Genomic DNA, 24,606 nt, shown 5'->3' with positions numbered 1-24,606 from the left:
CCTCCGAGGTTCGCCGGCCGTGAAGCAACTCGCGCTCTCGACCATGTTCGCTCAGCAAGAGCGGTTCGAAGATGGCGCGATGTTCGCTCGCTTCGCCGCCGAAGCTGGGTACGAGGCCATCGAGATTAGTCATTCGACGCCCGCAGAAAAAATCGATGCCATCCGGCGGGCGGGGCTGCTCCCCATCGTCTCCGTCCACCAGCCCGCACCGTATGTGCGGTTGCCGAATGGGCGGGGAAATTCCAGCCTCAATCTGGCTGCCCTGGACGAGGATGAACGGCGTGCTGCGGTGGCGGCTGCCCAGCGCTCGGTCACCGTCGCCGCGGAGCTGGGGGCTACACGCATCGTCGTACACCTCGGTCACGTTGGCCCCTCCGACCAGCAGTTCGAGGAAGAACTCGCCCTGCGGCGTGCATACGACGCGGGCGAGCGGAGCGGCGAGCGCATCGAAGCGCTTCGAACCACCCTCGTCGCCCGCCGTGCCGCAGCGGCGGAACCGCACCTGGCGGCGGCTCGCCGCTCCCTCGAAGAACTGGTCGCGTTCGCCCGGACGCATGGCATCGCCATCGGCATCGAGAACCGCTACCACTACCACGAGATTCCTCATCCCGAGGAGTACGCGGCCCTGTTCGAAGGTTTCTCCCCCGCCGAGGTAGGCTACTGGCACGACGTCGGCCACGCCGAGGTTCTGCATCGACTCGGCCTCATCGACCGCCATGCCTGGCTCGGCCGCTGGGCGGGTCGCTGCATCGGTGCCCACCTTCACGACGTTCTCGGTATTGGCGACCACCGCGCACCCGGCGACGGCGATGTCGACTGGCGGTACATCGTCGAAGGCGTCGGACATCTTTCCGCGTTCACGCTGGAGATCAACCAGCACCAGCCAGACGAGCGGGTCTCGGCCGCGCGCGCGTTTCTCGCGGGGGTCGGTCTCGCTTAGAACTCGAGCTCGAGGCTGATATCGAGCGCCCGCGCGCTGTGCGTGAGAGATCCGACGGAGATGGCATCGACTCCTGTCGCCGCGACTTCGCGCACCGAATCGAGCCGGATGCCGCCCGAGGCCTCGACCTTCGCTCGGCCGGCGATGCGGCGAACGGCCTCGGCCATCGCATCGACCGACATGTTGTCCAGCAGGAGCCAGTCCGGGCGGGCGGCCAGCGCTTCGTCGAGCTGCTCCAGCCGATCGATTTCGATTTCGACCAGCACGCCAGGCGAGCGCCGGCGGATGTCGTCCACCGCTTCGGACAGCGATCGGCCCCGCCGTCGAATCGCCTCCCGGTGGTTGTCTTTCACCATCGCCATAGCGGCAAGGTCGCGACGGTGATTCGTCCCCCCGCCGCATCGCACCGCATACTTCTCGAGATCGCGGAGGCCCGGGGTTGTCTTTCGCGTGTCGAGGATGGCGGCTCCCGTGCCCGCGACAGCATCGACAAAGGCGCGGGTGAGCGTGGCAGTGCCACAGAGCCGCTGAAGGAAATTCAAGGCAACACGTTCGGCCTGCAGCAGTGCCCGGACAGGACCGGCAACGGTCGCGAGTCGATCGCCTCGCCCGAAACGGTCGCCATCGGCGAAGTGGGGCTCGAACTCACACCGAGGGTCGATGAGCCGAATGCACGTCTCGGCCACCGCCAGCCCCGCCAGAACCCCAGCCTCCTTCGCGAGAAAGGTCGCTCTCCCGGCGAGTCCCGCATCGACCACTGCCAATGTCGTCACATCGTCGGCAGCGCGATCTTCTTCGAGCGCAGCCCGGACGAGGCGCTCGATCACCGAGGGGTCGAGGTCAGGGATCACGGACGAACACCTGACGGCGGCGCCAACGGACGTCATCGGTCTCAGGAAAGTCGCTCCGGAAATGACTTCCACGACTCTCGGTCCGACGAAGCGCCGCATGGAGCATGAGCGACGCAACGGTAGCCATCTGTCGGCGCTCGAACGCATCCCGGGTGACGGGTGTGGGCCCGCGCCTCGGCCACGACGAGAGCGTTGCCAAACCGCGCTCGAGCCCGCCGGCGTCCCGTTCGATGCCCGCGCACGCCCACATCATCGACTGGAGCGCGGCGTGGCTCGGCGGTTCCGTGGCAGGGGAAGGCAGCGGAATGGCATCCGCGGTCGGCGGAGCCGACCCGCCGGCCCCACTGGCGATATGCTGGACGACCCGCTTTCCGAAGACGACGGTCTCCATGAGCGAATTGCTCGCGAGCCGGTTCGCACCGTGCACCCCAGTGCACGCGCATTCGCCGCAAGCGTACAGGCCGGGAATCGTGGTCCGACCCCAAATGTCCGTGCGAACACCACCCATCAGGTAGTGCGCAGCCGGTGAAACCGGGATCGGATCGACCCGAATATCGATGCCGGCACCCTTGCAGTAGGCGAAAATCGCCGGAAAACGCGCCGCCAGGTCGATCGATCTCAGGCCGGTGCAGTCGAGCAAAACGTGGTCGGCTCCTTCTCGACGCATCTCGCGGACGATAGCGCGTGCCACGATGTCGCGCGGCGCGAGGTCGGCCAACGGGTGATAGTTCCGCATGAATGCCTCGCCAGCGAGGTTGCGCAAGACCGCCCCTTCGCCGCGAACGGCCTCCGAAATGAGGAAGGTTGGCACCCCCGGGACGCGCAGGGCCGTCGGGTGGAACTGGTAGAACTCGATGTCGGCGATTTCCGCGCCCGTCTCGAAGGCAAGCGCGACGCCGTCGCCGGTCGCGACCTCGGGGTTCGTGGTGTGCGAAAACAGCTGTCCGGCGCCGCCGGTGCCGAGGACGACCGCATTGGCCTCGTAGCGCTCCTGTTCGCCCGTCGGGAGAGCGACCGCCTCCACCCCACGAGCGCGGCCCCCCTCCACGACGATTCGGGTCACCAAGGTATGGTCGAGGATAGTGATCGACTGCTCCTGGGCCGCCGCCGAGAGGGCGGTTTCGATTTCTGCGCCTGTCCGGTCGCCTCCGGCATGAAGCACTCGTGCTCGGCTATGAGCAGCCTCGCGGCCGAGCGCGACTTCGCCCCCGAGCGAATCGAACGACACGCCGTATTCCACCAGGTCGCGGATTCGTGCAGGCGCCTCGTAGCACAGGATGCGTGCTGCCTCCTCGTCGACGAGCCCCGCGCCTGCCGCGATGGTGTCGGCCAGATGCTGGTCCGGCGAGTCGAGCGGGCCAACGGCCGCCGCAATCCCGCCCTGTGCCCACCGAGTGTTGCAATCGTCGATGCTCCCCTTGGTCAGCACGAGGACAGGCCCGAGGTGCCGTGCCTCCAGGGCGACGAACAGCCCGGAGATGCCGCTCCCCACGACGATGACCGCGTATTGCCCGCCGGGGGGAACCGTGCCCACCATGCAGTTAGTGTACGAGTTACACGAAGTCCCGACCAACACGACACGGTGTTCGCCTGTCGGGACAGTGCCCGGTATGCTGGTGAGCCATCGAGTTTTCTGAGAGAAGTAAAGGCCCCTACGATGTTTTCCAAGGTCCTAGTAGCCAACCGCGGCGAAATTGCACTCCGCATCGTCCGCGGCCTGCGCGACCTCGATATCCGTTCGGTAGCCGTCTATTCGGAGGTAGATCGCCTGTCCCAACACGTCCGCTACGCGGACGAGGCACACTACATCGGCCCGGCCGACGCCCGCGAAAGCTACCTGAACATGGAGCGGATCATCGACGTCGCGAAGCGCTGCGGCGCCGATGCCATCCACCCCGGCTACGGGTTTCTCGCCGAAAACGCGGAGTTCGCCGAGGCCTGCGAGGCCGCCGGCCTTGTCTTCATCGGCCCTTCGCCGGAGTCCATCCGGCTGCTCGGCGACAAGATCGAGGCTCGACACATCGCTGAACGGGCGGGTGTTCCCGTCCTTCCCGGTAGTGGCGAGCTCACCTCGGTCGACGAGGCGCTCGCTTTCGCCGAACGCATTGGATATCCGGTCATGATCAAAGCCGCGGCCGGCGGGGGTGGCCGTGGAATTCGTCTCATCGAGCGCCCCGAGGATCTGCCAGGGGCCGCGGCACGCGCGATGCAGGAAGCCGCCGCAGCATTCGGCAACCCGGCCATCTATGTCGAAAAGAATCTGAAGCGCGTGCGCCACATCGAAGTTCAGGTCATCGGCGACCGATACGGAAACATCGTGCCGCTCGGCGAACGCGAGTGTTCGATCCAGCGGCGCCATCAGAAGATCATCGAGGAGTGTCCGTCCGTGGCAGTGGGCCCGCAGCTGCGGCGCACGCTCTCCCGAGCTGCCGTTCGTATTGCCCGCGCTGCGAATTACCATAACGTCGGAACGGTCGAGTTCCTCCTCGATCAAGATGGGCATCACTACTTCCTCGAGATGAACACCCGGCTCCAGGTGGAGCATCCCGTCACCGAAATCGTCACCGGAACCGACCTTGTGAAAGATCAAATCCTCGTGGCAGCTGGAGAAGAGTTGCCCTACGAGGAAGCCGATTTGCTCACACGTGGTTGGGCAATCGAATGCCGCATCGTCGCCGAGGACCCCTTCAACAACTTTCTCCCGTCGGTAGGGCGGGTAGTGTTCGCCCGGGAACCTGCCGGTCCCGGCATTCGGGTAGAAAGCGCGTTGTACGATGGCGTCGAAGTCACTCCGTACTACGACTCACTCCTCGCCAAGGTCACGGCCTGGGGCCGAAACCGCGAGGGTGCGCGCCAGCGGATGAAGCGAGCGCTCGCCGAGTTCCGCGTCGTCGGCGTCGCGACCAATATCCCCTATTTGCAGCAGATCCTCGATCTTCCGGACTTCATCAGCGGCAACATTGACACGGGCTTCCTCGACCGAAACCAAGTCCTCGCCGAAGAAAACTACGAAGAGCAACGGCAGATCGCGGAGATTGCTGCTCTCCTCTTCGTCACGGCTGGCGAGCGTGATAACGGTGAGCAGCCATTCAACGGCCAGTCGGTCCCTTCGAATGGCTATCGAGGCACCATCGGCGCGTGGCGTCGTCAACAAGCCGGAACGACTCTCCTCGGGGGTGGCATGGGCCGATGGCCAAGAAGTATCTGATCCGGACCGAGGAGACCGCGGAGACCTACGAAGTCGAGCAGGATGCCGAGGGTATCCTCGTTCGCCGCGAAGGCGCCGAGCGCTGGACTCGAGTCGAATTGCACCGTGTCGGCGATTCCCAGCTGTACCTCCTCATCCATGAGCACCGGCCGGTAGAGATTTACCTCGAACGCCTCCGGGGAGGCGCGCGTGCCACGATCGGCCGCCACGCGTTCGATTTCCGGGTCGAGCGCTGGCGTCCGCAGGCCGCGAAGCTCGCAGCTCAGCAAGTCCAGACGGGTGTCCGACGGATCACCGCACCGATGACTGGCTCCATCGTAGAGGTGCGGTGCCGCGTCGGTGACCAGGTGGCGCAGGGCGACGTGTTACTCGTCATCGAGTCGATGAAAATGAACAACGAACTTCGGTCGCCCGCCGCTGGCGTGGTGGAGCAGGTCGCGGTGGCGGGAGGGCAGCGAGTCAACGCCGGTGACCTGCTGGTTGCGATCCACGTCGGCTAAGCAACCGCTGGTACCCTTGACCCCCGATCGTTGGCAACGCTACGGTAAGGATGGCTGTGCTAGACGGGGAGCTAGCGGTGCCCTGAACCCGCAATCCGCTATAGCGGGGTCGAATTCCTGCTCGAGGGCTGCGCTTTCGGGGACTGTCCTCTTCAGTCGGCGTCGAGGGTCTGGTCCTGCGCGGCGAGGCGCTCCGAACCTGGTCAGGTCCGGAAGGAAGCAGCCATAAGGGGTCTGCCTCGGGTGCCGCAGCCAACCGGACCTGAGCTGGCTGTCGCAGAGCAAGCCCGGGGGCCAGTTCGACAGCAGGTGCACGGCCACCTATCCCGCCTTCGACCGGCCCGGACCCGCCTCGGGCTCGCGTCAACTCACGAGGAGTCCGCGTGGCGCAGGCCCTGTCCAGGCCGTTCGTCCCTTCGCGCCTGCACCTGCGGCGCCGGCAGTTCGTCCGCCGCGCCCGTGCCCGCCTCTTCCGCGCCCGACACCACACGGCGGCCGTCCTCGCGGTTGCCGTCGTGATGACCCTCGGTTCGCTCGCATATCCCCTCAGAGCCACGCTCGTCGTTTCGGATGCTGGCGCTCGCGTGTACCGGACGGTATTCCCGGGGGAAGTTGCGTCCCTCCCAGGCCTCGATGACGTTGCTCTTCGACAGGCGCGGACCTTCGATGCCAACGGCCTCGCTGGTATCGGCATTCTGAGGGCACGGACCGCAACCGTCTCGGCCGACGGCCGCGAGGTCGTCATCCACTCGCGCGCGTCGACCATCGGTGGCCTGCTGGCGGAGGCGGGCATCGTGCTCGGTCCTCGCGACCGAGTACTCCTGGACGGCGTCGTCGCCAACCCGTCTACGCCGCTGACTGGCGTCCGGTTCACGGCGACGAGTGGCGCCGTTCCTGTTCCGACCGTCCCCACCATTACCGTCCAACGTGCGCGGCGCTACACCGTCTTCATCGATAACCTCCGGGTCGATGTTCAGTCGCCCGCATCGAACGTGGGGGAACTGGTTGCCGACCTCGGGCTCGTTATCCGCGAGGCCGACCTCGTGGAGCCACCGCCGGAAACCCCTCTTCTCGCTGGGACTGCGGTCCGTCTCGCGCCCGCGCGCACCATCGCCGTGGTCCTCGACGGAGTAGGCCAGGTCCTGTACACCCGCGCAGGAACGGTCGGCGAAGTGCTTCAGCTGCTGGAGCTTGGCGACGCCACCATCGATTCCCTTTCTCACGACGTCGACGCCTACCTCGCTGCCGGCAGCACGTTGGTCGTGGGGACCATTCGGACCGTCCGCGAAGAGGTTATCGAACCACTTCCGCCGGCCATCCTCACGGAGGAGGATCCCGCTCTGCCCCGCGGCCAAGTACGGCTGACTCCGGGCGAGGCGGGCGAACTCCGCGTGGTGTACGAATCGACTTACCGGAACGGCGTCCTCGAACGTCGCGAGACGCTCCTTCGCACCGTCGTCCGGCCACCCGTGGCGGCCCGTCAGATCATCGGGACGCGTGACGTGAACGGCGAGGGACACATCGTCCATGGTCCGGACTACAGCGGCCCCTATCGCAAGAAGGTCACCGTCTGGGCCACGTGGTACAACGCCAGCCATGGACCCTGGAAACGCGAGGACCCCTCCTACGGGCGGACGGCGACCGGCGTCATCGTCGATCGTGGGGTCTGCGCGGTCGACCCCGAGTTCATCCCGCTTGGAACGCGGTTCGTGGTGCCTGGGTACGGACTTTGCATCGCTGCGGATGTCGGCGGCGGAATCAAGGGCTGGAAAGTCGACCTTGGTTTCCCGGAGGACGCCGGCCCGAATCCCTGGCGAACCGGGAGCGTAGACATCTATATCCTCGACTGAGTTCGTGCCACCCCCCTACGATGGTCGTATGGCACGTTCGACCTCGGCGAGGCTGCCCGGCCCGCGTCCCCGCAAATCCCTTGGGCAGCACTTCCTGCGAGATTCCGGCGTACTGGCCGATATCGTTGCCGCCCTCGATGTCCCGGCCGGAGGGCTCGTCGTCGAGATTGGCGCAGGGACGGGTCAGCTGACCGCTTCGTTGCTCGAGGCGGGGTACGAAGTGCACGCCCTCGAAATCGAGTCGCGGCTGGTCGGGCACCTGCGTAACCGTTTCCGGCGCCATCCGCGGCTGCACATCCTCGAGACCGACGCGAGGCTCGTCGACTATAGCGACGTCGTGCCCCCGGAACGGCCGTTCGTCATCGCCGGGAACCTTCCCTATTTCGCCGCAAACCCCATCATCCGGAACGCCCTCGAACAGGCCCGCCGCCCTGCCCAGCTCGTCGTGATGGTGCAACGGGAGGTCGCTCGCGAGATTGCCGCCTCGCCGGGCGATTGGTCGTTGCTCTCGATTTCCGTTCATGTATACGCCGAGCCAGAGCTGTTGTTCGATGTTCCCCCGGAGGCATTCGACCCTCCGCCTGCCGTCTGGTCATCGGTCGTTCGGCTTACGACCCGCCCAGCGCCAGCGCTTCCCGAAGCTGAGATTCCCGGGTTCTTCGAATTCGTGAGCAAGGTGTTCCGCAACCCGCGCAAGCAGATTCACAATAGCTTGGCCCGCGGGACGTGGCTGCCGCCAGGGGGCGCCCGCGATGCGCTCCACCGGGCTGGGATCGACCCCACCCGACGCCCCGAAACCTTGAACCTCGACGAATGGCGCGCCCTTCAACGTTCCTGCTCGGAGGTGCTGACGCTTGCGTGAGCTGCTGGTGGCCCGCGCGCCGGCCAAAGTGAACATCGCGCTCGACGTGCTCGGCCGCCGCAACGACGGGTACCACGAGCTCGATACGCTCTTCCAGGAGCTCGAGTTGGCCGACGACATCGCACTCGAGCCAGCAGCTAGCCCCGAGATCGTGGTGGCCGGGCCCGAGGCGGGAGCGGCCCCGCCCAAGGAAGAGAACCTGGCGCTCCGCGCCCTCGCCAGCGCCGCTGCTGCTGCGGGCCGTGAGGCGATCTACCGAGTACGGCTCGTCAAACGCGTTCCTATAGCCGCCGGGCTCGGAGGGGGCTCATCCGATGCCGCGGCCGTCCTTCGACTGTGCGCCTGCGTATGGCCAGAGATTCGAACGAAGCTTCCCCCCTTGGCGCTGGAGCTCGGGAGTGACGTTCCCTACTTCCTGGTTGGCGGCACGGCTCGTGGCCGCGGGCGCGGCGAGCAGCTCGAACCACTGCCGCCTCTTGCCCCACACGACGTGGTGCTCTTTTTCCCTCCAGACGGACTCCAAGTTCCTCGCCAAAAGACAGCTGCGGTGTTCGCGGCGTTGGCTGTCCATTCGTTGCCGCCGCCCGCGGTTCCGCGCGTGCTACGGGCCATGCAGAAGGGGGAAGTTACCTCCCGCGACCTCGAGGGTGCGAACGCTCTGGAGGCCGCTGCGCTGGCAGTTCTCCCCGGCCTCGCGGCGCATCGCCGCCGCGTCGAGGACGCCATTGGCGAGCCGGTGGCCTTATCTGGCGCTGGCCCGACGTGGTTTTGGATTGGACCAGCCGGGTCCGGCAGCGGGATCGCCGATCGCGCCCGTTCCGCAGGCCTGCGATGCGTCGTCACCCGGACGGCGTCGCGGTGACCATGTCGACCATCATTGCCGGCTGGGCGATGGGCCACGTCATGGCCATCCTTTCCACATTCGCGCTCACCTATCTGGCCTTGCAGCCCGGCGCCGCCCGATTCTTGCGACGCGTACTCGACCCCGAAGTGCCTGGGGCGCTTATCGCGGTCCCGATCTCAATCGGGACCGCGGTTCTCTGGTCCATGGCCGGGCTCGTATTGGCCTCGTTCTATATCTTGGGCGACTTCCGCGCGATGCCCCCTGCCCTCGGCGCACCGAGTGGACCGTGGCTATTGCTGATCGCCGCGTTGGCGTGGCTTCCGGTCCCGCTCCTCTGGCTCATTTCACGGCGGCACTGGTGGCTCTGGCTTGGCATGTCGGGCGCGTTCGTGATGCTGTTCGGCTGGGCGATGCCCCTGCTCGGGGAGCAGTGATATACTCGCCGCACTCGTGAAATTCCGAACGAATCTCGGGAGGGCGCCGTTTGCCGGGAACCATCATCGACATGCACCTCCACACCACCCGGGGCGCCTCGGATTCCATGCTCGACCCGGATGACCTCATCGCCGAGGCGCGCCGCGTGGGACTTACCGGCGTCAATATCACCGAACACGACCGCATGTGGGAGCCGTGGGACCTCAATCCCTTCCGAAAGAAGCACGAAGGCATCTTCGTCTCCAACGGCATGGAAGTCTCGACCGACATGGGCCACATTCTCGCGATCGGGCTCAAGGGCTACGCTCCGGGCATCCGACGACTAGAGAAGCTGCGGGAGGTGGCGGACGAGCAAGGAGCGTTCCTCATCGTAGCGCATCCGTTTCGCCACTTCTTCGACCCGGTGCACTTCAAACGCGAGGGAAAGGAGCCGTTCCGCCTTACACCCGAGGAAGCAGCGAAGCTTCCGGTCTTCCAACTCGTCGACGCCATCGAGGTGCTGAACGGCTGCAACACCCCGCGCGAGAACTACTTCGCGCTTCAGGTGGCCAAAGTGCTCGGCAAGCCCGGTACCGGCGGTTCCGATGCCCACAGCACCCAGGGCATCGGCTATTTCACCGCCGTCTTCGAAGAGGAGCTCGTGAGCCAGGAGCACATGGTGGACCAGCTCCACAAGGGGCGCTTTTTCCCTGGCCGCGGCCTTCCCGAGGGCAAGCTCGAGAACTACTGGGAGACCGCGGAGCCCATCCCGTTCTACGAATGATGCTTCCGAAGTTCCCCCAGGTTCTCTTCTGATGGGTACCGGTCGGAGCGCCTGGTTGACCATCGGCGCCGCCGCGGCCGCCTGCGTTCCCGGCATCGTCTTCCGGTTCGCGGGCTACCACCCCCCTGCCGTTGCTGGGGCGGCTACCTTTGGCATTGCCATCCTCGCGGCGGCCTTTCTCCTGAGCTGGGGGGCGGAAACGGCCGAAATGGATATTTCGCAAGGGCTGGCGTTGGCCATCATCGCCATCATCGCCGTCCTCCCGGAGTACGCAGTCGACTTCGTCCTCGCCTGGAAGGCAGGTGCCGACCCGGCTGAGGCTCAGCGTGGCCTCGCTGTCGCCAATATGACCGGCGGCAACCGATTGCTCATTGGCCTTGGTTGGCCGGTGGTGTTCTTTCTTTTCGTCTACCGGACGCGCATCCGCGAGCTGGTCGTCGGTCGCGAGCGGAGCCTCGAGCTCACGTTCCTCGCGATCGCGACTGCCTATGTGATCTTCATTCCGCTCCGCGATCACGTAAGTGTCATCGACACGATAGTCCTCGTGTCGCTGTTCATCATCTACATGTTCTTCACGTCCCGGGTCGAGACCGAGGAAGTCGAGCTCGTTGGACCCGCAAAGGCGATCGGTGCGCTTCAGGCGGCCCGTCGCCGCGCTGTCGTGGGCGTGCTCCTAGCCTACAGCGCGGTCGCTATTTTCGCGTCCGCGGAGCCCTTTGCCGATTCTCTCGTTCACATCGGCGAGCAGTTCGGCGTGAGCGAGTTCTTCCTCATCCAGTGGCTGGCCCCGTTGGCCTCCGAGTCGCCGGAGGTCCTCGTGGCCTGTCTCCTCGCGTGGCGCGGGCGCGCCGCGGCGGGTATGGGTGTTCTCATCTCGTCGAAAGTCAATCAGTGGACACTCCTCATTGGCACGTTGCCGATTGCGTTTCTTGTTTCCGCCGGCGATTTCGGCTGGACGACCGGCCTGCCGCTCGATGCGCGGCAGCGCGACGAGATTTTCTTGACCGCCGCACAGAGCGCCTTCGCGATCGCCGTTTTCGCCAATCTGCGGATGTCGCGCTTCGAGGCATCGGCGCTCCTCGCCCTCTTCGCCACCCAGCTTTTCATCACGAACGAACATGCGCGCGTGCTCTATGGCCTTGCGTACGTCGTGCTCTGCATCGTCCTTCTCGCCTGGAACTGGCGCGCAGTGCCGCGAACCATTGCCGATGCCGCGACCATCATGAAGGGCCGTCCGATTCACGAAGAATCAGCGATCGAAGAGACAGCCGCTCGAGGCCGATAGCGCTTGGCTCCCGTCGGGATCTGCAAGGCGCGGTCGCCGAGATGGCGTCCGTCGATGAGCGCCGCGACCCTGGCAGGCCGTCTCCGACTGCCAATCGATGAGGAAAATGGTACGCCCGGGAGGATTCGAACCTCCGACCTTTGGGTCCGCAACCCAACACTCTATCCCCTGAGCTACGGGCGCATCCGAAACCATGGTGCCGAAGGTGAGATTTGAACTCACACGCCCACAGGGGGCACTACGCCCTGAACGTAGCGCGTCTGCCATTCCGCCACTTCGGCACGAACCGATTATCGGCCGACCGGCAACCCCGTTCAACCGAGAATCGCGTGGTGGGCGGTACTGGACTCGAACCAGTGGCCTCGTCGGTGTGAACGACGCGCTCTAACCATCTGAGCTAACCACCCGCCAGCTACCTCAGTCTATGTCCCGACCCGACCCTGTTCAAGCCGTCGAGTCCACATCCTGCCCTCCGCGTATCGGCCTGCTACAGTTGCCTCCATGAACGACCGATTCCGCATCGAGCGAGACGCCCTCGGCGAATTTCCGGTTCCGCGCGATGCCCTCTACGGTATCGATACCGCGCGCGCTATCGAGAATTTTCCCATTTCTGGTCAACGCTTCCCGCCCGCGATTATCCATGCCATCGCGTTGCTCAAGGCGGGCGCTGCCCGGGCGAACCAGCAGCTCGGTTTGCTCGATCCGGCCCTCGCCGAAGCCATCATGAAGGCCGCGACCGAGGTCGCCGAAGGCCACTGGGACGACCAATTTCTGGTGGACATCTACCAGACTGGCTCCGGCACTTCGAGCAACATGAACGTCAACGAAGTCATCGCCAACCGTGCGAACGAGCTTCTGGGTGGGGGCCCACGCGGCGTCTATCGCCCGGTCCACCCGAACGATCATGTCAACCGCGGGCAATCCTCGAACGACGTTATCCCTACCGCGATCCATCTCGCCGCTGTCCGCCGCATCCGCGAGCATCTGCTCCCAGGCTTGTATCGGCTCGAGACCGCCCTTCAGGCCAAGGCGAACGAGTTCGACGACGTCGTCAAGACCGGCCGAACCCATCTCATGGATGCGGTCCCTATCCGGCTCGGGCAGGAGTTCCGTGGCTATGCAGGGCAGATCGAACGGGCACGGCGTCGGGTGACGGCGGCGGCCGAGGCCATGCGCGAAGTGGCGCTCGGCGGGACTGCCGTCGGCACCGGACTCAACACTCACCCCGAGTTCGCCGGTCGAGTCCTCGCGTATGTCTCCGAGGTAGCGCGGGTTCAACTGGTCGAGACGACGAATCATTTCCAGGCACAAGCCGCGATCGATGGGATCGTCGAAGCCAGCGGTCACCTTCGTACGGCGGCCGTCGCTCTCGTCAAGGTGGCCAACGACCTGCGGCTCATGGCGAGCGGCCCGCGCGCCGGCATCGGCGAGATCGAGCTCCCTGCCTTGCAGCCGGGCAGCAGCATCATGCCGGGCAAGGTCAACCCCGTCATTCCGGAGGCCGTCGTTCAGGTGGCCGCCAGGGTTGTCGGTAACGACGCGACGATCGGGATGTGCGGTCAGTGGGGATTCTTCGAACTGAATACCATGCTCCCGCTGGCCGGCTCGGTACTGCTCGAGTCGATCGACCTGCTCGGGAATGTGGCGACCGTATTCGCCGAGAAGTGCATCGGAGGCATCCGCGCAACCGACCGCGGTCCTCGCCTCGTCGAACAGGGGCTCGCGGTGGCCACTCCGCTGGCATTGGAGATCGGCTACGACCGTACGGCCGAGCTGGTCAAGCTCGCGCTCGCCGAGGGTATCACCGTCCGCGAGGCTGCCCGTCGGGAGCTCGGGCTCTCCGATGCCGAGCTCGCCCGCCTGTTCGACTTCCGCCGGATGACGGGCGAGCGATGAGCAGCAACGCCCCGGCTGACCAGGGCTCTCCCGACCCGCCCCCGCGGCCAGTGCTTCCTGGTTCGGCCCGCCTGCGCGGGCTCCTCCGGTGGACAGTGGAGGATGACCGACAACCGCGCGGCCGCGGCTACCTCATCGCGGCCGCCTTCGTTGCCGGAGCTGTGGGGCTGCGTGCGCTCCTTGGGCTCCTTACCGAGGGACTCGCACCGACGTTCGTCATCTTTCTCGGTGCGGCGGCGGCGGTCGCATTCCTCGCCGGAACAGGGCCCGCGCTCGTCGCGACAGTGGTCTCGGTGGTCGTTGCAAGCCTCCTTTTCGTCGGAGAACCGGACCGGTTGGACATGACCGCCGCAAACGCGATCCTCGCTTCCGCATTCTTCCTCGAAGGGGTCCTGATCGCTGTATTCGGAGGCAGAATGCGGCGCCTCCTTCGCCGGCTCGTCGAGCGCGAGGCGGCGGTCACTGAACTCTACGAGCGCTCGGTCGCTCGCGAGCGAGAGCTCACGCGTGCCAACGAAGCGCTGCAACTGCTCGCGGATGCAAGCGGAGCGCTGAATCGGTCGCTCGACCTCGAACGGACGATGGTCGCGCTGGCATCGCTCATGGTGCCGCGCTTCGCCGATGCCTGTTTTGTGGACCTCATCGAAGACGGCAGCCTCCGGCGTGTTGCGCGTGCATGCGCCACCGAGGGGCTTGCCGCAGCCGTCGAGGCGTTCGAACGCGCCGAGGCAGCCGATGACATTCGAAGAGCGATTGGGAATGCAGTCCGCGAAGGCAACGCCTGGTTCGCCCCGGCAGTCAGCGACGAGCTGCTGCGGCGCCTCGCCGGTGGGCCGGCTTTGCTCGACGTTGCGAAGCCCCTGCGTGCGCGTTCGGTCATCGTGGTTCCAGTCGAATCGCGCGATGGTGTCTTCGGGGCGATGACCTTTTTGCGCGTGGGCGAGTCTCCGCCATTCGATGGCCGCGACCTCGACGTGGCTCGCCAAATTGGTATCCGCGCTGCGACGGCCTTCGAACATGCCCGCCTGTATTCGGAGGTCCGGAGGGCCAATCGCGCAAAAGACGAATTTCTCGGATTCATTTCCCACGAGCTGAGGACGCCGATAACCGTGATCCACGGTGGCGCCCGCGTCCTGAGATCGCGGCGAGCTGAGATCTCCGCAGAGGTCGCCGATGGAATTCTCGCCGATGTCGAGCGGGAGGCGGAGCGGTTGGCGCGGATGCTCCAAAATCTGCTCGCACTCTCCCGGGCCGAGCTCGATTCCGAATTCCCCGTCGAGCCAGTCCTGCTCCAGCGGCTCGTGCCTCAGCTTGCCCGCGCCCTCGACCCGGGCAATGCCTGCCGGCTCGAGGTGCGCGTCGAGACGCATCCGCCGCCCGTCGCCGCCGACCCTGGCTACCTCGAACACGTTCTGCGCAACCTCGTTCAGAACGCAGCGAAGTATGCCCCGGCAGGATCGAAGATCGAGGTCGTCGTCGCGGGCGATGCTATCGGTGGCACCGTTGCAGTCCTGGACGAAGGCCCGGGGGTGCCGCCGGATGACCTCGAGCGGATCTTCGAGCGGTTCTATCGGTCGGACCGAACGGCGAGCATCGCTCCGGGAGCTGGTCTCGGCCTGACCGTATGCCGAAGGCTCATCGCGGGCATGGGCGGCAGCATTCACGCCGAGCTCCGGCCAGAGGGCGGGCTCGCGGTCATCTGTCGGTTACCTGCGTACCGTGCCCAGGAGGCGGACGATGGGTGCTGAACCACTGCTGCTGGTCGTCGATGACGAGCCCGGTGTCCTGAGGCTGATCAAGCTCGAACTCGGAGCGCGGGGGTTCCGTGTCGTGACGGCTTCCAACGGCGAAGAGGCGCTCCGCCTGGCCGATGAGCAGCGCCCCGATGCCGTCGTCCTCGACCTCATGATGCCGGGGCTCTCGGGCCTCGAGGTCATGCGCAGACTTCGTGAGCGGTCCAACGTCCCGATCCTGCTCGTCACCGCCAAGGACAGGGACAGCGATAAGATTCGCGGTCTCGAATCAGGCGCCGACGACTACGTCGTGAAGCCCTTCAACCCTGACGAACTGGGTGCTCGAATTCGAGCTGTCCTCCGGCGGACTGTCGCTGGAGAAGTCCAACGGGTGATTCGTGCGGGGAATGTCGAAATCGACCTCGACCGTCGCCTCGTCCACAAGAGTGGCGCTCAGGTTTCGCTTACGCGGACGGAATGGCTCCTCCTGCAACACCTCGCCGCCAACCCCGACAAGGTCATCCTCGGCCCGGAGCTTCTGACCAAGGTCTGGGGCCCGGAATATCGCGACGACCTGCAGTATCTCCGGGTTTGGGTTTCGCGGCTTCGTGCCAAGCTCGAGGACACACCGTCGGAGCCGCGGATCATTCGGACGTTGCCGGGAATTGGCTACATGCTGGCGACCGATGATTCCGAAGATGGGGGAGCCAAGTAGCTCGGACTTAGGGGTCGAGCGGGTAGAAGACGAGCCCGGTGCCCAGTTTCGGGTGGAAGAAGGTCGACTTTTGGGGCATCCGCTCGCCCTGGTCAGCGAGCAGCATCACGTCCTGGATGCGCACGGGGTTGAGCAAAAAGGCCGCCGATCTGCCCGGTGACCGATCGAGGAAGGCAAACACCTCATCGAGGTCGTGCGTGTATTCCACGGCACCGGCGGCCAAGTCCGCGTCGGTGAATTCCCAGAGCGGCTCCAAGACGCCGTAGCGGAGGACGTTGGGACCGATATTCGCCCACGCCTCGGAGTGACCGGGAGGAACACGCCCGGCGAGCGAGGTGCCGGGCCGGCGTCGAAGCGCATGCACCTGCCGCGGTTCGAGCTCGAGCGCCACGGTATCGCAGGTCGCAAGGAGTTCGAGGAGCGCCGCCCGCCCCTCGGCTTCACCCTCCGGCAACTTCACGTGGTCGATCTCGAACGCCTCGCCGAGCCGCTGCCGCCAGTCGACAGGGGCCGGACGCGGCACGAGGCGGTGGATCGGGCGAATCACCAACCCAGGGTCGCCGGCGGCGACAATCGCGGCCATGGTGAACCGAGCAGGGTGGTCGGCTGGAAGCCGTTCGCGCTCCATTCGCCAATTGCGATAGTCGACTGCCGTCTCGTATCGATGGTGACCATCGGCGATGTAGAACGACTCGGCGAGCAGCGGAGCCAACTGGCGCATTTCGAACGGCCCACCTTCGACGGCCCAAAAGCGATGATGGTCGCCTTCCAGGCTGGTCGCCGTGGACGTGGGTGGCAGCTCGCTGATGACCCGTTCGATGAACGCGCGCAGCTGCCCGGCACGATCGCGTGCGATGCAAAACACCGGGCTGAATTGCACCCCGGTGGTCTGAAGGAGCCGCAGACGGTCCGCTTTCGGCCCGGACATCGTGAACTCGTGCGGTTTCACGAGGCCTGTTTCCCAGGGCTGCGCCTCGACGGCCGCGACGATGCTTCTGCGGCGGTAGACGTGCCCGTCCTCGACGAACTCTTGCTCGTAGACATAAATCATCGGCCGCTCGTCCCGTTTCAGGAGGCCCCGTTGGACCCAGTCCTTCACGAGACCTGCGACTCTCTCGTATCGGTCGTCGCCCCCTTCGGCAAGTTCGAGGTGAACGGCGTTGCAAGGGTTACGGGCCGCGAGTGCGCGCTGCATGGCCGGCGTGATGACGTCGTAGGGTGGTGCGAGGAGGTGATCGAGGGGACCGGCGGCTTCCGTGTAACGCAGGCCGCGGAAAGGTATGAACTGGGGCATCGGCGCTCCCTGTCTCGGCTCTCGAAGTTTGTTTCGCGGGGCGCCCGGCCGGTAAGATCCGAGTCCCCATGCCAACATACTGCGTCTTCTGCAACATTGTCGCGGGCAAAGAGCCCGCCAATATCATCTACGAAGATGACGAAATTATCGTCATCCAAAATATTCTGCGCTGGGTTCCTGTGATGCTCCTCGCAATGACGAAACAGCACACGACCCAGTCGGAGCTCTGGGCTTACCACATGGGCAAAGTCGGGCCCATTGCGGCCGAAATCGGTCGCCAGCTCTGTCCGGGCGGATTCCGTTTACTTTCGAACTTCGGTTACGACGCCATGCAAAGCCAGGAACACGGCCACCTCCACATCCTGGGCGGCACTTTCCTCGGCCACTATGTCGGCTAGCTCTGTACGAGCGCTTCGGCCTGCTTCGCGAAAAGCTCCCGAATTCCCAGCCTCGCCAGGTCGATCAACGCATTCATCGCGTCGCGGGTGAAGGGCTTGCCTTCGGCCGTTCCTTGGACTTCCACGAAGGAGTCTTCGCCCGTCATGACCACGTTGAAGTCCACTTCGGCCGCCGAGTCCTCCTCGTAGCAAAGGTCGAGCATCGGCACACCCTGCACGATACCGACCGAGACCGCCGCGACCGGGGCGGTGATGCACGCTTCGCTGACGATCCCTGCGCTCGCGAGTTTCCGCACGGCGAGCCGAAGCGCGACATATGCCCCGGTGATCGAGGCCGTCCGGGTCCCGCCGTCCGCTTGCAGCACATCGCAATCGAGCGTAATGGTCCGGGGACCCAGCAGCTCGAGGTCCACGACCCCGCGGAGCGAGCGGCCGATAAGCCGCTGGATTTCCTGAGTGCGCCCCCCGGGGCGGCCACGTTCGACCTCGCGCTGGCTCCGTGTGTGTGTAGCTCGCGGGAGCATCGCGTACTCGGCGGTGACCCAGCCGCTCTGCGTGTTCCGCAGGAAGGGCGGTTGACGGTCTTCCACGCTGGCAGCGCAGAGGACGCGAGTCCGACCGAACTCGACGAGGCAGCTCCCTTCGGCGAAATCGAGGACGTTGGTTGCAAGGTGAACACGGCGCAGCTCGTTCGGAGCGCGCCCATCGATTCGGGTCGTCATGACGGGCTCCGGGATGGGGGAATCGCAATCCGAGCGTATCCCTCGGGCCCCTCCTGGGCAAAGCCTACCGTTCGGTCTCGACCCGTACCTTGTGGGGTGAGAGCACGACGCGAACGTGCCCGTTCATGTCGGTCCGCAAGACGAGAGCGTCGCTCAATGCGGCGAGCGTCGCCGGGTGTGGATGCCCGAACGGGTTGCCTCGGCCGACGCTGATGACAGCGATGCCGCCATCGGCGAGCGCCAGAAAGGCTGGGTCGCTATCTCGCGAGCCGTGGTGCGGCACTTTCATGAGGTCGACCCTGCCATCGACCCGACCGGCGACGGCTGCCTGTCCGCGGGCATCGAGGTCGCCGGCCAGAAGTACCCGACGTTCCCCGTAACTCACGAGCAGGACGAGCGACCGTCGATTGAGGTCATCCGTGGCGTATCCGGATGACGGCCAGAGCACGTCGAACGTTACCCCGTCGACGATGAATCGGTCGCCCGCCGCGGCGACGACCGTCCGGCGGCCAACGGATTCGGCGACGAGCATCGCCGTGCGTGTCGAGTTGGTATCGCCGTTGGTCACGACCCGCGGGAGCCGGTACCGCGCATCGAGGCCAGGGAGACCGCCGATGTGATCCTCCTGCGGATGGCTCACGACGACCACCTCGATCGTCCGGTCCCACGGCGGCATCCGCTTGCCCAACTCCCGCGCCAGCCGTAGTTCGCTCGGGCCGCCGTCTACCAGCACCTGGGTCCCGCGCGGGGTGGTGACGAGAATGGCATCGCCCTGACCGACGTCGAGCACGTCCACCGTGAGCGCTGGCGGGCGGCCGCAGGCGCTCCCCGCAATCAGGAGGACTAGCCCGACAGCTGCTCCACCGATGACGAGACGACTGCCCAACTCGGCTCGCTCATATGCGGCGTCCGGCAGTTCCAGGTCTGGAGGCTGGAAGCGGTAGGCGACCACCGCCACCACACTGAGTGCCGCGGTCGCCGCGATGCCGATGTCAGTCAGTCCTTCCTCACTACCGACGGACGCCCACCGGAGGCCACCGGCTGCAGCAGCTGCCTCGAGGATGAACGCCAGCGGGTAGTACGCCAACGTACCGGTGACTTCGGCTGCGGTTCGCGAGACGAGGCCCAGAGCTGCCGTTGCGAGCGACGCCCAGAACGCCAGCGTCAGGACTGGCTGCACGACGAGGTTGGCGAGCGGCCCGACCACCGAAACGGTACCGAAATGGGCCCAGGTAATTGGCGCCGAAGCAGCCGAGGCGGCGAGCGAGAGGGCCATTACCTCGGTCGCCCAGTCGGGGAGCCAACTGGTCGTCCACCATCGCCGGGTTGCATCCAACGCATACCGTAGCCACGGGCCGATGGTGATGAGGCCAGCGGTCGCTGCGACGCTGAGTTGGAATCCGGCATCGAGCGCAAGCCCCGGCCAAGCTGCGGTCAAGACGATGACAGCGGCGGCGAGACCCGGCAGCCCGCTCTGCGGCCGTCCGACCAGCTCGCCGGCGAACAAGATCGCTGTCATCGCCGCTGCGCGGGCGACGCTCGGCTCGAAGCCCGCCAACGCCACATAACCTGCAACTGCTGCCGCGGCTGCAGGCCATGCGCGGGCGCGGCCTACGAGGCGCGAGCCAACCGCGAGCGTCATGGCGGCGACGAGGACGAGATTCGCACCCGAGACCGCAACCAGGTGCCTCAGGCCGCTCGCGTTGAACTGTGCCTTCACCTCCTCCGAGAGACCACCATCGCGTCCGAACGCGATCCCGCCCGCGAGCGATGCAGCCGGTTCCGGGATGGCGCGTTGCAGCGACCGGTCGAGTGCCAGGCGGAGCCTGGTGAGCTCTCTCCCGAGACCGGCGCCCGCTTCGAGGAATTCCGTCTTCGGGCGCCACATGACTGCTCCGATGCCCTGATTTGCCAGGTAGCTCCGGTAATCGAAGCCATCGAAGACGGGCGCTTCTTCCAGCTCACCTTCAAGGACGAGGCGGTCGCCGGGTAGGTACCGCTCGTACTGGTGGAGCCATACCCGGACTGTGCCGGGACGCGTCATCGTGCTCCCGTCGGCGAAAATCGCTCGCTCCACCCACACGTCGTACCCGGTCGTGAGCTCTCCGGGCTCGGGTTCGCTGGCGACAACTCCGGAGAGGGTAGCTTCCTGGCCGACCGCAGAAGCGATCGGCGGGACAGGTCTGTCGAGGGATTGCTCCAAGCGCAGACCGGCGACCCCTGCCGCCACGACCGCGGCCGCGACGGCTGGCAAGCTCGCTCGCCGATGAAGCGTCAGCGAAGCCCCGGCCGCCGCCGTCCAGGCAGCGCCCATCCACCAAGGAGCACCCCAGGCACCGACCGGCAACAGTCCGAGGACCCACGCCGCACCGACGGTCACCAATAGCATCGGGCGGGAGGCTACCAGAGACGGCCCAGGGCGGACACGCTCCGTTTGACGGGCCCTCGAGGCGCCGGTAGAGTCCGGCGACGAACCCCTCCCCGCAGTCCCAGCAGACAGGAGCAGCTGCATGGCCACACAGCGGCGCGACGCCGCCATTGTCGGTATCTACGAATACCCCAAGCGCAAGGCGCCGGGGGTGACTCCACTCCAAATCAAGGCGGAATGCGCTGCCCGCGCTCTCGAAGACGCCGGCCTTTCGTGGAAAGACGTCGATGGCCTCTACGATGCGCAGGACGGTGCCGGAATGGCGGGACTGAGCCTCGCTGAGTACTTTGGCTTCAAGCCAAAAGTCATCGACACGACCGCAGTCGGCGGCAGCTCCTACGAGTTCCACGCTGCGCACGCGAAACGGGATATTGCCGCTGGCCGGTGCAAGGTGGCGCTGCTGACCTACGGTTCTACGGCGCACAGCGATGCTCGCCGCATCGGCACCATGGGCGGCGGTAGCATGGGCGCCCCCAGCCCACTTTCGAACATGACCGACCCGTATGGGATGACACTCATCTCGAACTACGCCATGGTGGCCCGGCGCCACATGTATCAGTACGGGACGACCAGCGAACAGCTTGCCCGTATTGCGGTCGCGACACGTGCCCATGCCATGCGCAACCCCCAGGCCGTCCAGGCCATGACCGACCTCGAATTCCAGGACATTCGGGAGATCACCGTCGACGATGTACTCAACTCGAGGATGATCGCCGACCCTCTCCATCTGTTGGATTGCTGCATGGTGAGCGATGGCGGAGGGGCCGTCGTCATCGCTGCCCCCGAGGTAGCGCGCGACTGCCGCAAGAAGCCCGTCTGGATCATCGGCACTGGGGAAGCGACCAGCTACTCCGAGAATGGCAGCGACATCACCGTGAGCGCTGCCGCTCAGTCGGGGCCAAGGGCGTGGGCAGAGGCCGATGTCACGCCCGAGGAAATCGACGTCGCGATGATTTACGACTCGTTCACGATCACCGTCCTCGTCATGCTCGAGGATCTCGGCTTCTGCAAAAAGGGCGAGGGCGGTGCGTTCGTATCGGAGCAGCGTCTCCGCTTCGACAGTCCGCTGAAGCCGGCACTCAACACCGATGGCGGGGGCCTGAGTTCCAACCATCCCGGGATGCGGGGCATCTTTCTCCTCATCGAAGCGACCCGGCAGCTTCGGGACGAGTCGACCTCTCAGGTGCCCGACGCCCGACTTGCCATCGCCCATGGCAACGGCGGCATGCTCGCCACGAGCCACACGGGCGGCACTATCATCCTTGCGAGGGACTGATATGCCCGATAGACCGCAGCCCCGGTTTCCCGAGCCCGATACGCAGCCTTTCTGGGAGGCAACGAAGGAGCGCCGCCTCCTCTATCAGGTCGACCGCGACACTGGCGACGTCGTCTTCTTCCCGCGCCGCCACAACCCGAAGAACGGTTCCTCCAACCTCGAGTGGCGCGAATCGAAGGGGCTCGGCACCGTCTACACCTTCAGTGTCGTGCGGCTCAACCGCCACCCATCCTTCGCCGAGCTCGGCCCGTACGCCGTTGCCTACGTCGACCTCGACGAAGGCTTCCGCATGTTGACCAACGTCGTGAACGTCGCCGACCCAACGAAGGACGTGTACATCGGCCAGCGGGTGAAGCTCACCTGGCTCGAACAGTCCACCGGACTCGCTATCCCCGTCTTCGAGCCCGTCTGATACCCTCAGGTCAGGCGCGGACCTTCGGCAGAATGGCCTGGATGTCGATGAACCGGTCGGCGGCGTGCCTCAAGTTCGAGGCCGTGCTGCTACCCACGGACACCACTTCGACACGGACGCCCTTCGCCTGCACGACCTCGACCAAGCGCTCGAAGTCGCCATCTCCCGAGACGAGTACGACGACATCGAGCCGATCGAGCATTTCCATAATGTCGAGGGCGATCTCGATATCGACGTTCGCCTTGATGGTTCCATCCGCAAACCGGCGGAGCGGCTTCGTCACGACGCGGTAGCCCTGGTCGAGGAACGGCTCGGCGAAGCGCTGCGTTTCGATGCTTACCCCTGGGTCGTCGTGCACCGGAGAGTAGGCTACCGCCCGCACTAGCTGCCTGCCTTCGGAAAGGTAATCGAGCAGCTTTTTCCAGTTGACCCGGTGCTTGAGGCGATCGAGCGCCAGTTCGATGTTCGCCGCATCGACGAAGACCCCGATCCGCGGGGCAGGTGCTGCAGCCGGCCCCGACGCCTGAACTACGCGCCGAGCCAGGTCTTCCTGTACGCGCACGAGCTGCGCGAGCTGTCCGGCTTGCGCCTCCAGTGTTCGCGTGAGCGTTGAAATCTCGTTCGCCAGCTGGCTCAACTGCCTCTCTGCTGGTACCGGTGGTACCGGTGTCGATGTGCGGTCCTTCCGCGCGGGTGCCGTCGGTTCCAGCTCTCCGGGTGAGGGTGTCGCTTCGCGGGCTGGACCGCTGCGCTGCTGGCGACGTTGTCCGGGGCGTTCACCGGCTTGCGCGTCGCTCGAAGACTCGGATTGCGCGCCCGAGTCGGCCATGGCTGCAACCCGCGACCGGCGGCGGCGCGGGGGGTCCGCGGAAGGCGCCTGCGGTTCCGGCTCTTGTGGTGCGGCCTCTGGAGTCGCCGGCTGGGTCACCGTGGGGGCGAGGTTATCGGTTTCTGTTTTCCTCGGGGCACGACGACGCCGAGGCTTCGCCTCCGCGAGCGCTTCGGCCGACGGTTCGGGTGGAGGAGGTGGGGCCGGCTGCTCCGCCGGCATGGCCGCGGTTTTTTCACGCCGCGGAAAAATATTGAGTACCATAATCCATTCTCGGGGTTATCCCCCCATCCTTTGCAAAACACTGATTCTGGCTGCCACGTTGCGGGCGATGCGGTCGAAAGCGCGGGCAGATTCCGATTCGGGAGCACCGTACACGACCGGGATGCCTCTATCCGCGCCCTCACGCACCGCTGGCTCGATCGGGATTTCACCGAGGAAATCGATGCCGAGCTCCTCTGCGGCCTCCCGCGCGCCGCCGTGGCCAAAGATGTCATACCGCTTTCCGGTGTCCGGCGCGATGAAGTAGCTCAGATTCTCGATCATCCCGAAGACCGGCACGCCGAGCTTTTCGAACATCGCGACCGCCTTCATTGCATCCTCGACGGAGACCGCCTGCGGGCTCGACACGATGACCGCGCCCGTTATGGGGGCATCCTGAGCCATGCTCATCGATGCGTCGCTTGTCCCTGGCGGGAGGTCGATGATGAGGTAGTCGGTGTCGCCCCAAGGGACGTCGTGCAAGAGCTGGCGAACGGCGCTGCCGATCATCGGGCCACGCCATACGACCGGGGTTCCGCGTGGCAGGAGAAACCCGATCGAGACAACCCGGACGCCATACCGTTCGACGGGCTTCAGCCCATCGCTCGACCCCGCCTGAAGCCCCGGAGCCAACCCGAACATGGTGGGCAGATTCGGACCGGTGATGTCGGCGTCGATCAACCCGACGCTCGCTCCGGCGCGAGCGAGGGCGACCGCGATATTCGTCGCCACGGTCGATTTGCCGACTCCCCCTTTGTTGGATGCAACCGCGATGATGTTCCGAACGCCATCGATCGGCTTTTGACCCTCGCGGGGGTCGGTGGCCCGGACCTTGGCGCCCCATGCGATCTCGACGGCTTCGACGCCGGGGACCGTGGCGAGCGCGGCGCGGACATCCTCTTCGATGCGTTCCTGCAAGGGGCACGCTGGCGTGGTCAGTTCGACCGTGAGAGAGACCCGCCCGCCATCGATCGCGACATCCTTGACCATGCCGAGCCGGACGATGGAAGCGTGAAGTTCGGGGTCCTGGACGCTTTCGAGGGCGGCGGCGACTGCGTCGCGGTCTATCGTGGAGGCCGAAGTCATCCGCAATGGGCCTTTCGA

At 65.7% G+C, this 24,606-nt stretch carries 22 protein-coding genes, 3 tRNA genes and 1 other RNA gene; 16 read left to right on the top strand and 10 right to left on the bottom strand.

Going from position 1 to position 24,606, the window contains the following annotated elements:
* On the top strand, window positions 1-940 hold a 940-nt coding region (locus tag VAE53_RS09795; protein ID WP_322819193.1), incomplete at its 5' end, for a sugar phosphate isomerase/epimerase.
* Here the strand turns inward: VAE53_RS09795 and nadC are convergent.
* The gene (gene nadC, locus VAE53_RS09790; protein WP_322819192.1) at window positions 937-1,791 is read right to left on the bottom strand and encodes a carboxylating nicotinate-nucleotide diphosphorylase; all 855 of its coding nucleotides are present in this window, start codon (window positions 1,789-1,791) and stop codon (window positions 937-939) included. The two genes, VAE53_RS09795 and nadC, sit on opposite strands and share 4 nt — an antisense overlap.
* A complete protein-coding gene (locus VAE53_RS09785; RefSeq protein ID WP_322819191.1) occupies window positions 1,781-3,328 on the bottom strand; it encodes an L-aspartate oxidase in 1,548 nt (515 codons plus the stop codon). Before VAE53_RS09785 ends, nadC begins: the two co-directional genes overlap by 11 nt.
* Window positions 3,329-3,373: 45 nt before the next feature.
* Here VAE53_RS09785 and VAE53_RS09780 point away from each other — a divergent pair, with 45 nt between their 5' ends.
* The 9 genes from VAE53_RS09780 to VAE53_RS09740 all read left to right on the top strand — a co-directional run bounded on the left by VAE53_RS09780 (window position 3,374) and on the right by VAE53_RS09740 (window position 11,538).
* A complete protein-coding gene (locus VAE53_RS09780) occupies window positions 3,374-4,999 on the top strand; it encodes an acetyl-CoA carboxylase biotin carboxylase subunit (RefSeq protein WP_322819190.1) in 1,626 nt (541 codons plus the stop codon).
* Entirely contained in the window at window positions 4,981-5,499 is a 519-nt protein-coding gene (locus tag VAE53_RS09775; RefSeq protein ID WP_322819189.1) for a biotin/lipoyl-containing protein, read from the top strand. The genes VAE53_RS09780 and VAE53_RS09775 overlap by 19 nt, the downstream gene beginning before the upstream one ends.
* 54 nt (window positions 5,500-5,553) lie before the next feature.
* An RNA gene (ffs, locus tag VAE53_RS09770) (signal recognition particle sRNA large type) lies at window positions 5,554-5,816 on the top strand.
* A 66-nt stretch (window positions 5,817-5,882) separates the two neighbouring features.
* Window positions 5,883-7,349: a ubiquitin-like domain-containing protein gene (locus tag VAE53_RS09765; RefSeq protein WP_322819188.1), complete on the top strand. Its 1,467-nt coding sequence runs from the start codon at window positions 5,883-5,885 to the stop codon at window positions 7,347-7,349.
* Window positions 7,350-7,377: 28 nt separating this feature from the next.
* A complete protein-coding gene (gene rsmA / locus VAE53_RS09760; protein WP_322819187.1) occupies window positions 7,378-8,211 on the top strand; it encodes a 16S rRNA (adenine(1518)-N(6)/adenine(1519)-N(6))-dimethyltransferase RsmA in 834 nt (277 codons plus the stop codon).
* Window positions 8,204-9,073 carry a 4-(cytidine 5'-diphospho)-2-C-methyl-D-erythritol kinase gene (gene ispE, locus VAE53_RS09755; RefSeq protein WP_322819186.1) on the top strand — a complete coding sequence of 290 codons (870 nt, stop codon included), beginning with the start codon at window positions 8,204-8,206 and terminating at the stop codon, window positions 9,071-9,073. The genes rsmA and ispE overlap by 8 nt, the downstream gene beginning before the upstream one ends.
* 2 nt (window positions 9,074-9,075) lie before the next feature.
* Window positions 9,076-9,489 (top strand): hypothetical protein, encoded by a 414-nt coding sequence (locus VAE53_RS09750; RefSeq protein WP_322819185.1) that lies wholly within the window; start codon window positions 9,076-9,078, stop codon window positions 9,487-9,489.
* Between the two features lie 50 nt (window positions 9,490-9,539).
* Window positions 9,540-10,253 (top strand): PHP domain-containing protein, encoded by a 714-nt coding sequence (locus VAE53_RS09745; protein ID WP_322819184.1) that lies wholly within the window; start codon window positions 9,540-9,542, stop codon window positions 10,251-10,253.
* A gap of 55 nt (window positions 10,254-10,308) precedes the next feature.
* Window positions 10,309-11,538 carry a hypothetical protein gene (locus tag VAE53_RS09740; protein WP_322819183.1) on the top strand — a complete coding sequence of 410 codons (1,230 nt, stop codon included), beginning with the start codon at window positions 10,309-10,311 and terminating at the stop codon, window positions 11,536-11,538.
* Between the two features lie 107 nt (window positions 11,539-11,645).
* Here VAE53_RS09740 and VAE53_RS09735 read toward each other — a convergent pair.
* The 3 genes from VAE53_RS09735 to VAE53_RS09725 form a co-directional block, all read right to left on the bottom strand.
* A tRNA-Arg gene (locus VAE53_RS09735) sits at window positions 11,646-11,721 on the bottom strand.
* Between the two features lie 11 nt (window positions 11,722-11,732).
* Window positions 11,733-11,819: transfer RNA gene (locus tag VAE53_RS09730), tRNA-Leu, on the bottom strand.
* 49 nt (window positions 11,820-11,868) lie between these two features.
* Window positions 11,869-11,945, bottom strand: a tRNA-Val gene (locus VAE53_RS09725).
* 94 nt (window positions 11,946-12,039) lie between these two features.
* Here VAE53_RS09725 and VAE53_RS09720 point away from each other — a divergent pair.
* Genes VAE53_RS09720 through VAE53_RS09710 form a run of 3 tightly spaced genes read left to right on the top strand, consistent with a single transcriptional unit; the run spans window position 12,040 to window position 15,882 of the window.
* Window positions 12,040-13,434 carry a class II fumarate hydratase gene (locus tag VAE53_RS09720; RefSeq protein WP_322819182.1) on the top strand — a complete coding sequence of 465 codons (1,395 nt, stop codon included), beginning with the start codon at window positions 12,040-12,042 and terminating at the stop codon, window positions 13,432-13,434.
* Window positions 13,431-15,182, top strand: a complete 1,752-nt coding sequence (locus VAE53_RS09715) for an ATP-binding protein (protein ID WP_322819181.1) — start codon at window positions 13,431-13,433, stop codon at window positions 15,180-15,182. The genes VAE53_RS09720 and VAE53_RS09715 overlap by 4 nt, the downstream gene beginning before the upstream one ends.
* Entirely contained in the window at window positions 15,172-15,882 is a 711-nt protein-coding gene (locus tag VAE53_RS09710) for a response regulator transcription factor (RefSeq protein ID WP_322819180.1), read from the top strand. Before VAE53_RS09715 ends, VAE53_RS09710 begins: the two co-directional genes overlap by 11 nt.
* Before the next feature lie 7 nt (window positions 15,883-15,889).
* Here the strand turns inward: VAE53_RS09710 and VAE53_RS09705 are convergent, their stop codons facing one another.
* Window positions 15,890-17,176, bottom strand: a complete 1,287-nt coding sequence (locus VAE53_RS09705; RefSeq protein WP_322819179.1) for a DUF1015 domain-containing protein — start codon at window positions 17,174-17,176, stop codon at window positions 15,890-15,892.
* Between the two features lie 68 nt (window positions 17,177-17,244).
* Between VAE53_RS09705 and VAE53_RS09700 the strand changes: the two genes are divergently transcribed.
* A complete protein-coding gene (locus VAE53_RS09700; RefSeq protein WP_322819178.1) occupies window positions 17,245-17,574 on the top strand; it encodes an HIT domain-containing protein in 330 nt (109 codons plus the stop codon).
* On the opposite strand, the gene rph is transcribed toward VAE53_RS09700, so the two are convergent.
* Both rph and VAE53_RS09690 read right to left on the bottom strand, forming a co-directional pair.
* Window positions 17,571-18,296 (bottom strand): ribonuclease PH, encoded by a 726-nt coding sequence (gene rph, locus VAE53_RS09695; protein ID WP_322819177.1) that lies wholly within the window; start codon window positions 18,294-18,296, stop codon window positions 17,571-17,573. The genes VAE53_RS09700 and rph overlap by 4 nt on opposite strands.
* A gap of 64 nt (window positions 18,297-18,360) precedes the next feature.
* Window positions 18,361-20,685 carry a ComEC/Rec2 family competence protein gene (locus VAE53_RS09690; RefSeq protein ID WP_322819176.1) on the bottom strand — a complete coding sequence of 775 codons (2,325 nt, stop codon included), beginning with the start codon at window positions 20,683-20,685 and terminating at the stop codon, window positions 18,361-18,363.
* A 121-nt stretch (window positions 20,686-20,806) separates the two neighbouring features.
* On the opposite strand from VAE53_RS09690, the gene VAE53_RS09685 reads away from it, so the two are divergent.
* Together VAE53_RS09685 and VAE53_RS09680 are read left to right on the top strand one after the other, a co-directional pair.
* Window positions 20,807-22,000: a hypothetical protein gene (locus VAE53_RS09685; RefSeq protein WP_322819175.1), complete on the top strand. Its 1,194-nt coding sequence runs from the start codon at window positions 20,807-20,809 to the stop codon at window positions 21,998-22,000.
* A gap of 1 nt (window position 22,001) precedes the next feature.
* Complete coding sequence (locus VAE53_RS09680) at window positions 22,002-22,412, top strand: OB-fold domain-containing protein (RefSeq protein ID WP_322819174.1); 411 nt, start codon at window positions 22,002-22,004, stop codon at window positions 22,410-22,412.
* A 10-nt stretch (window positions 22,413-22,422) separates the two neighbouring features.
* Here VAE53_RS09680 and VAE53_RS09675 read toward each other — a convergent pair whose 3' ends face one another.
* Window positions 22,423-23,049: an NYN domain-containing protein gene (locus tag VAE53_RS09675; protein WP_322819173.1), complete on the bottom strand. Its 627-nt coding sequence runs from the start codon at window positions 23,047-23,049 to the stop codon at window positions 22,423-22,425.
* A gap of 471 nt (window positions 23,050-23,520) precedes the next feature.
* Entirely contained in the window at window positions 23,521-24,588 is a 1,068-nt protein-coding gene (locus tag VAE53_RS09670; protein ID WP_322819172.1) for an Mrp/NBP35 family ATP-binding protein, read from the bottom strand.
* Window positions 24,589-24,606 lie beyond the last annotated feature (18 nt).

It is taken from the genome of Tepidiforma sp., from assembly GCF_034432735.1.
In the GTDB taxonomy this organism is placed as follows: Bacteria; Chloroflexota; Dehalococcoidia; order Tepidiformales; family Tepidiformaceae; genus Tepidiforma.
The sequence above is the reverse complement of the archived record's forward strand: the minus strand, read 5'-3'. Positions and strand labels throughout refer to the sequence as shown.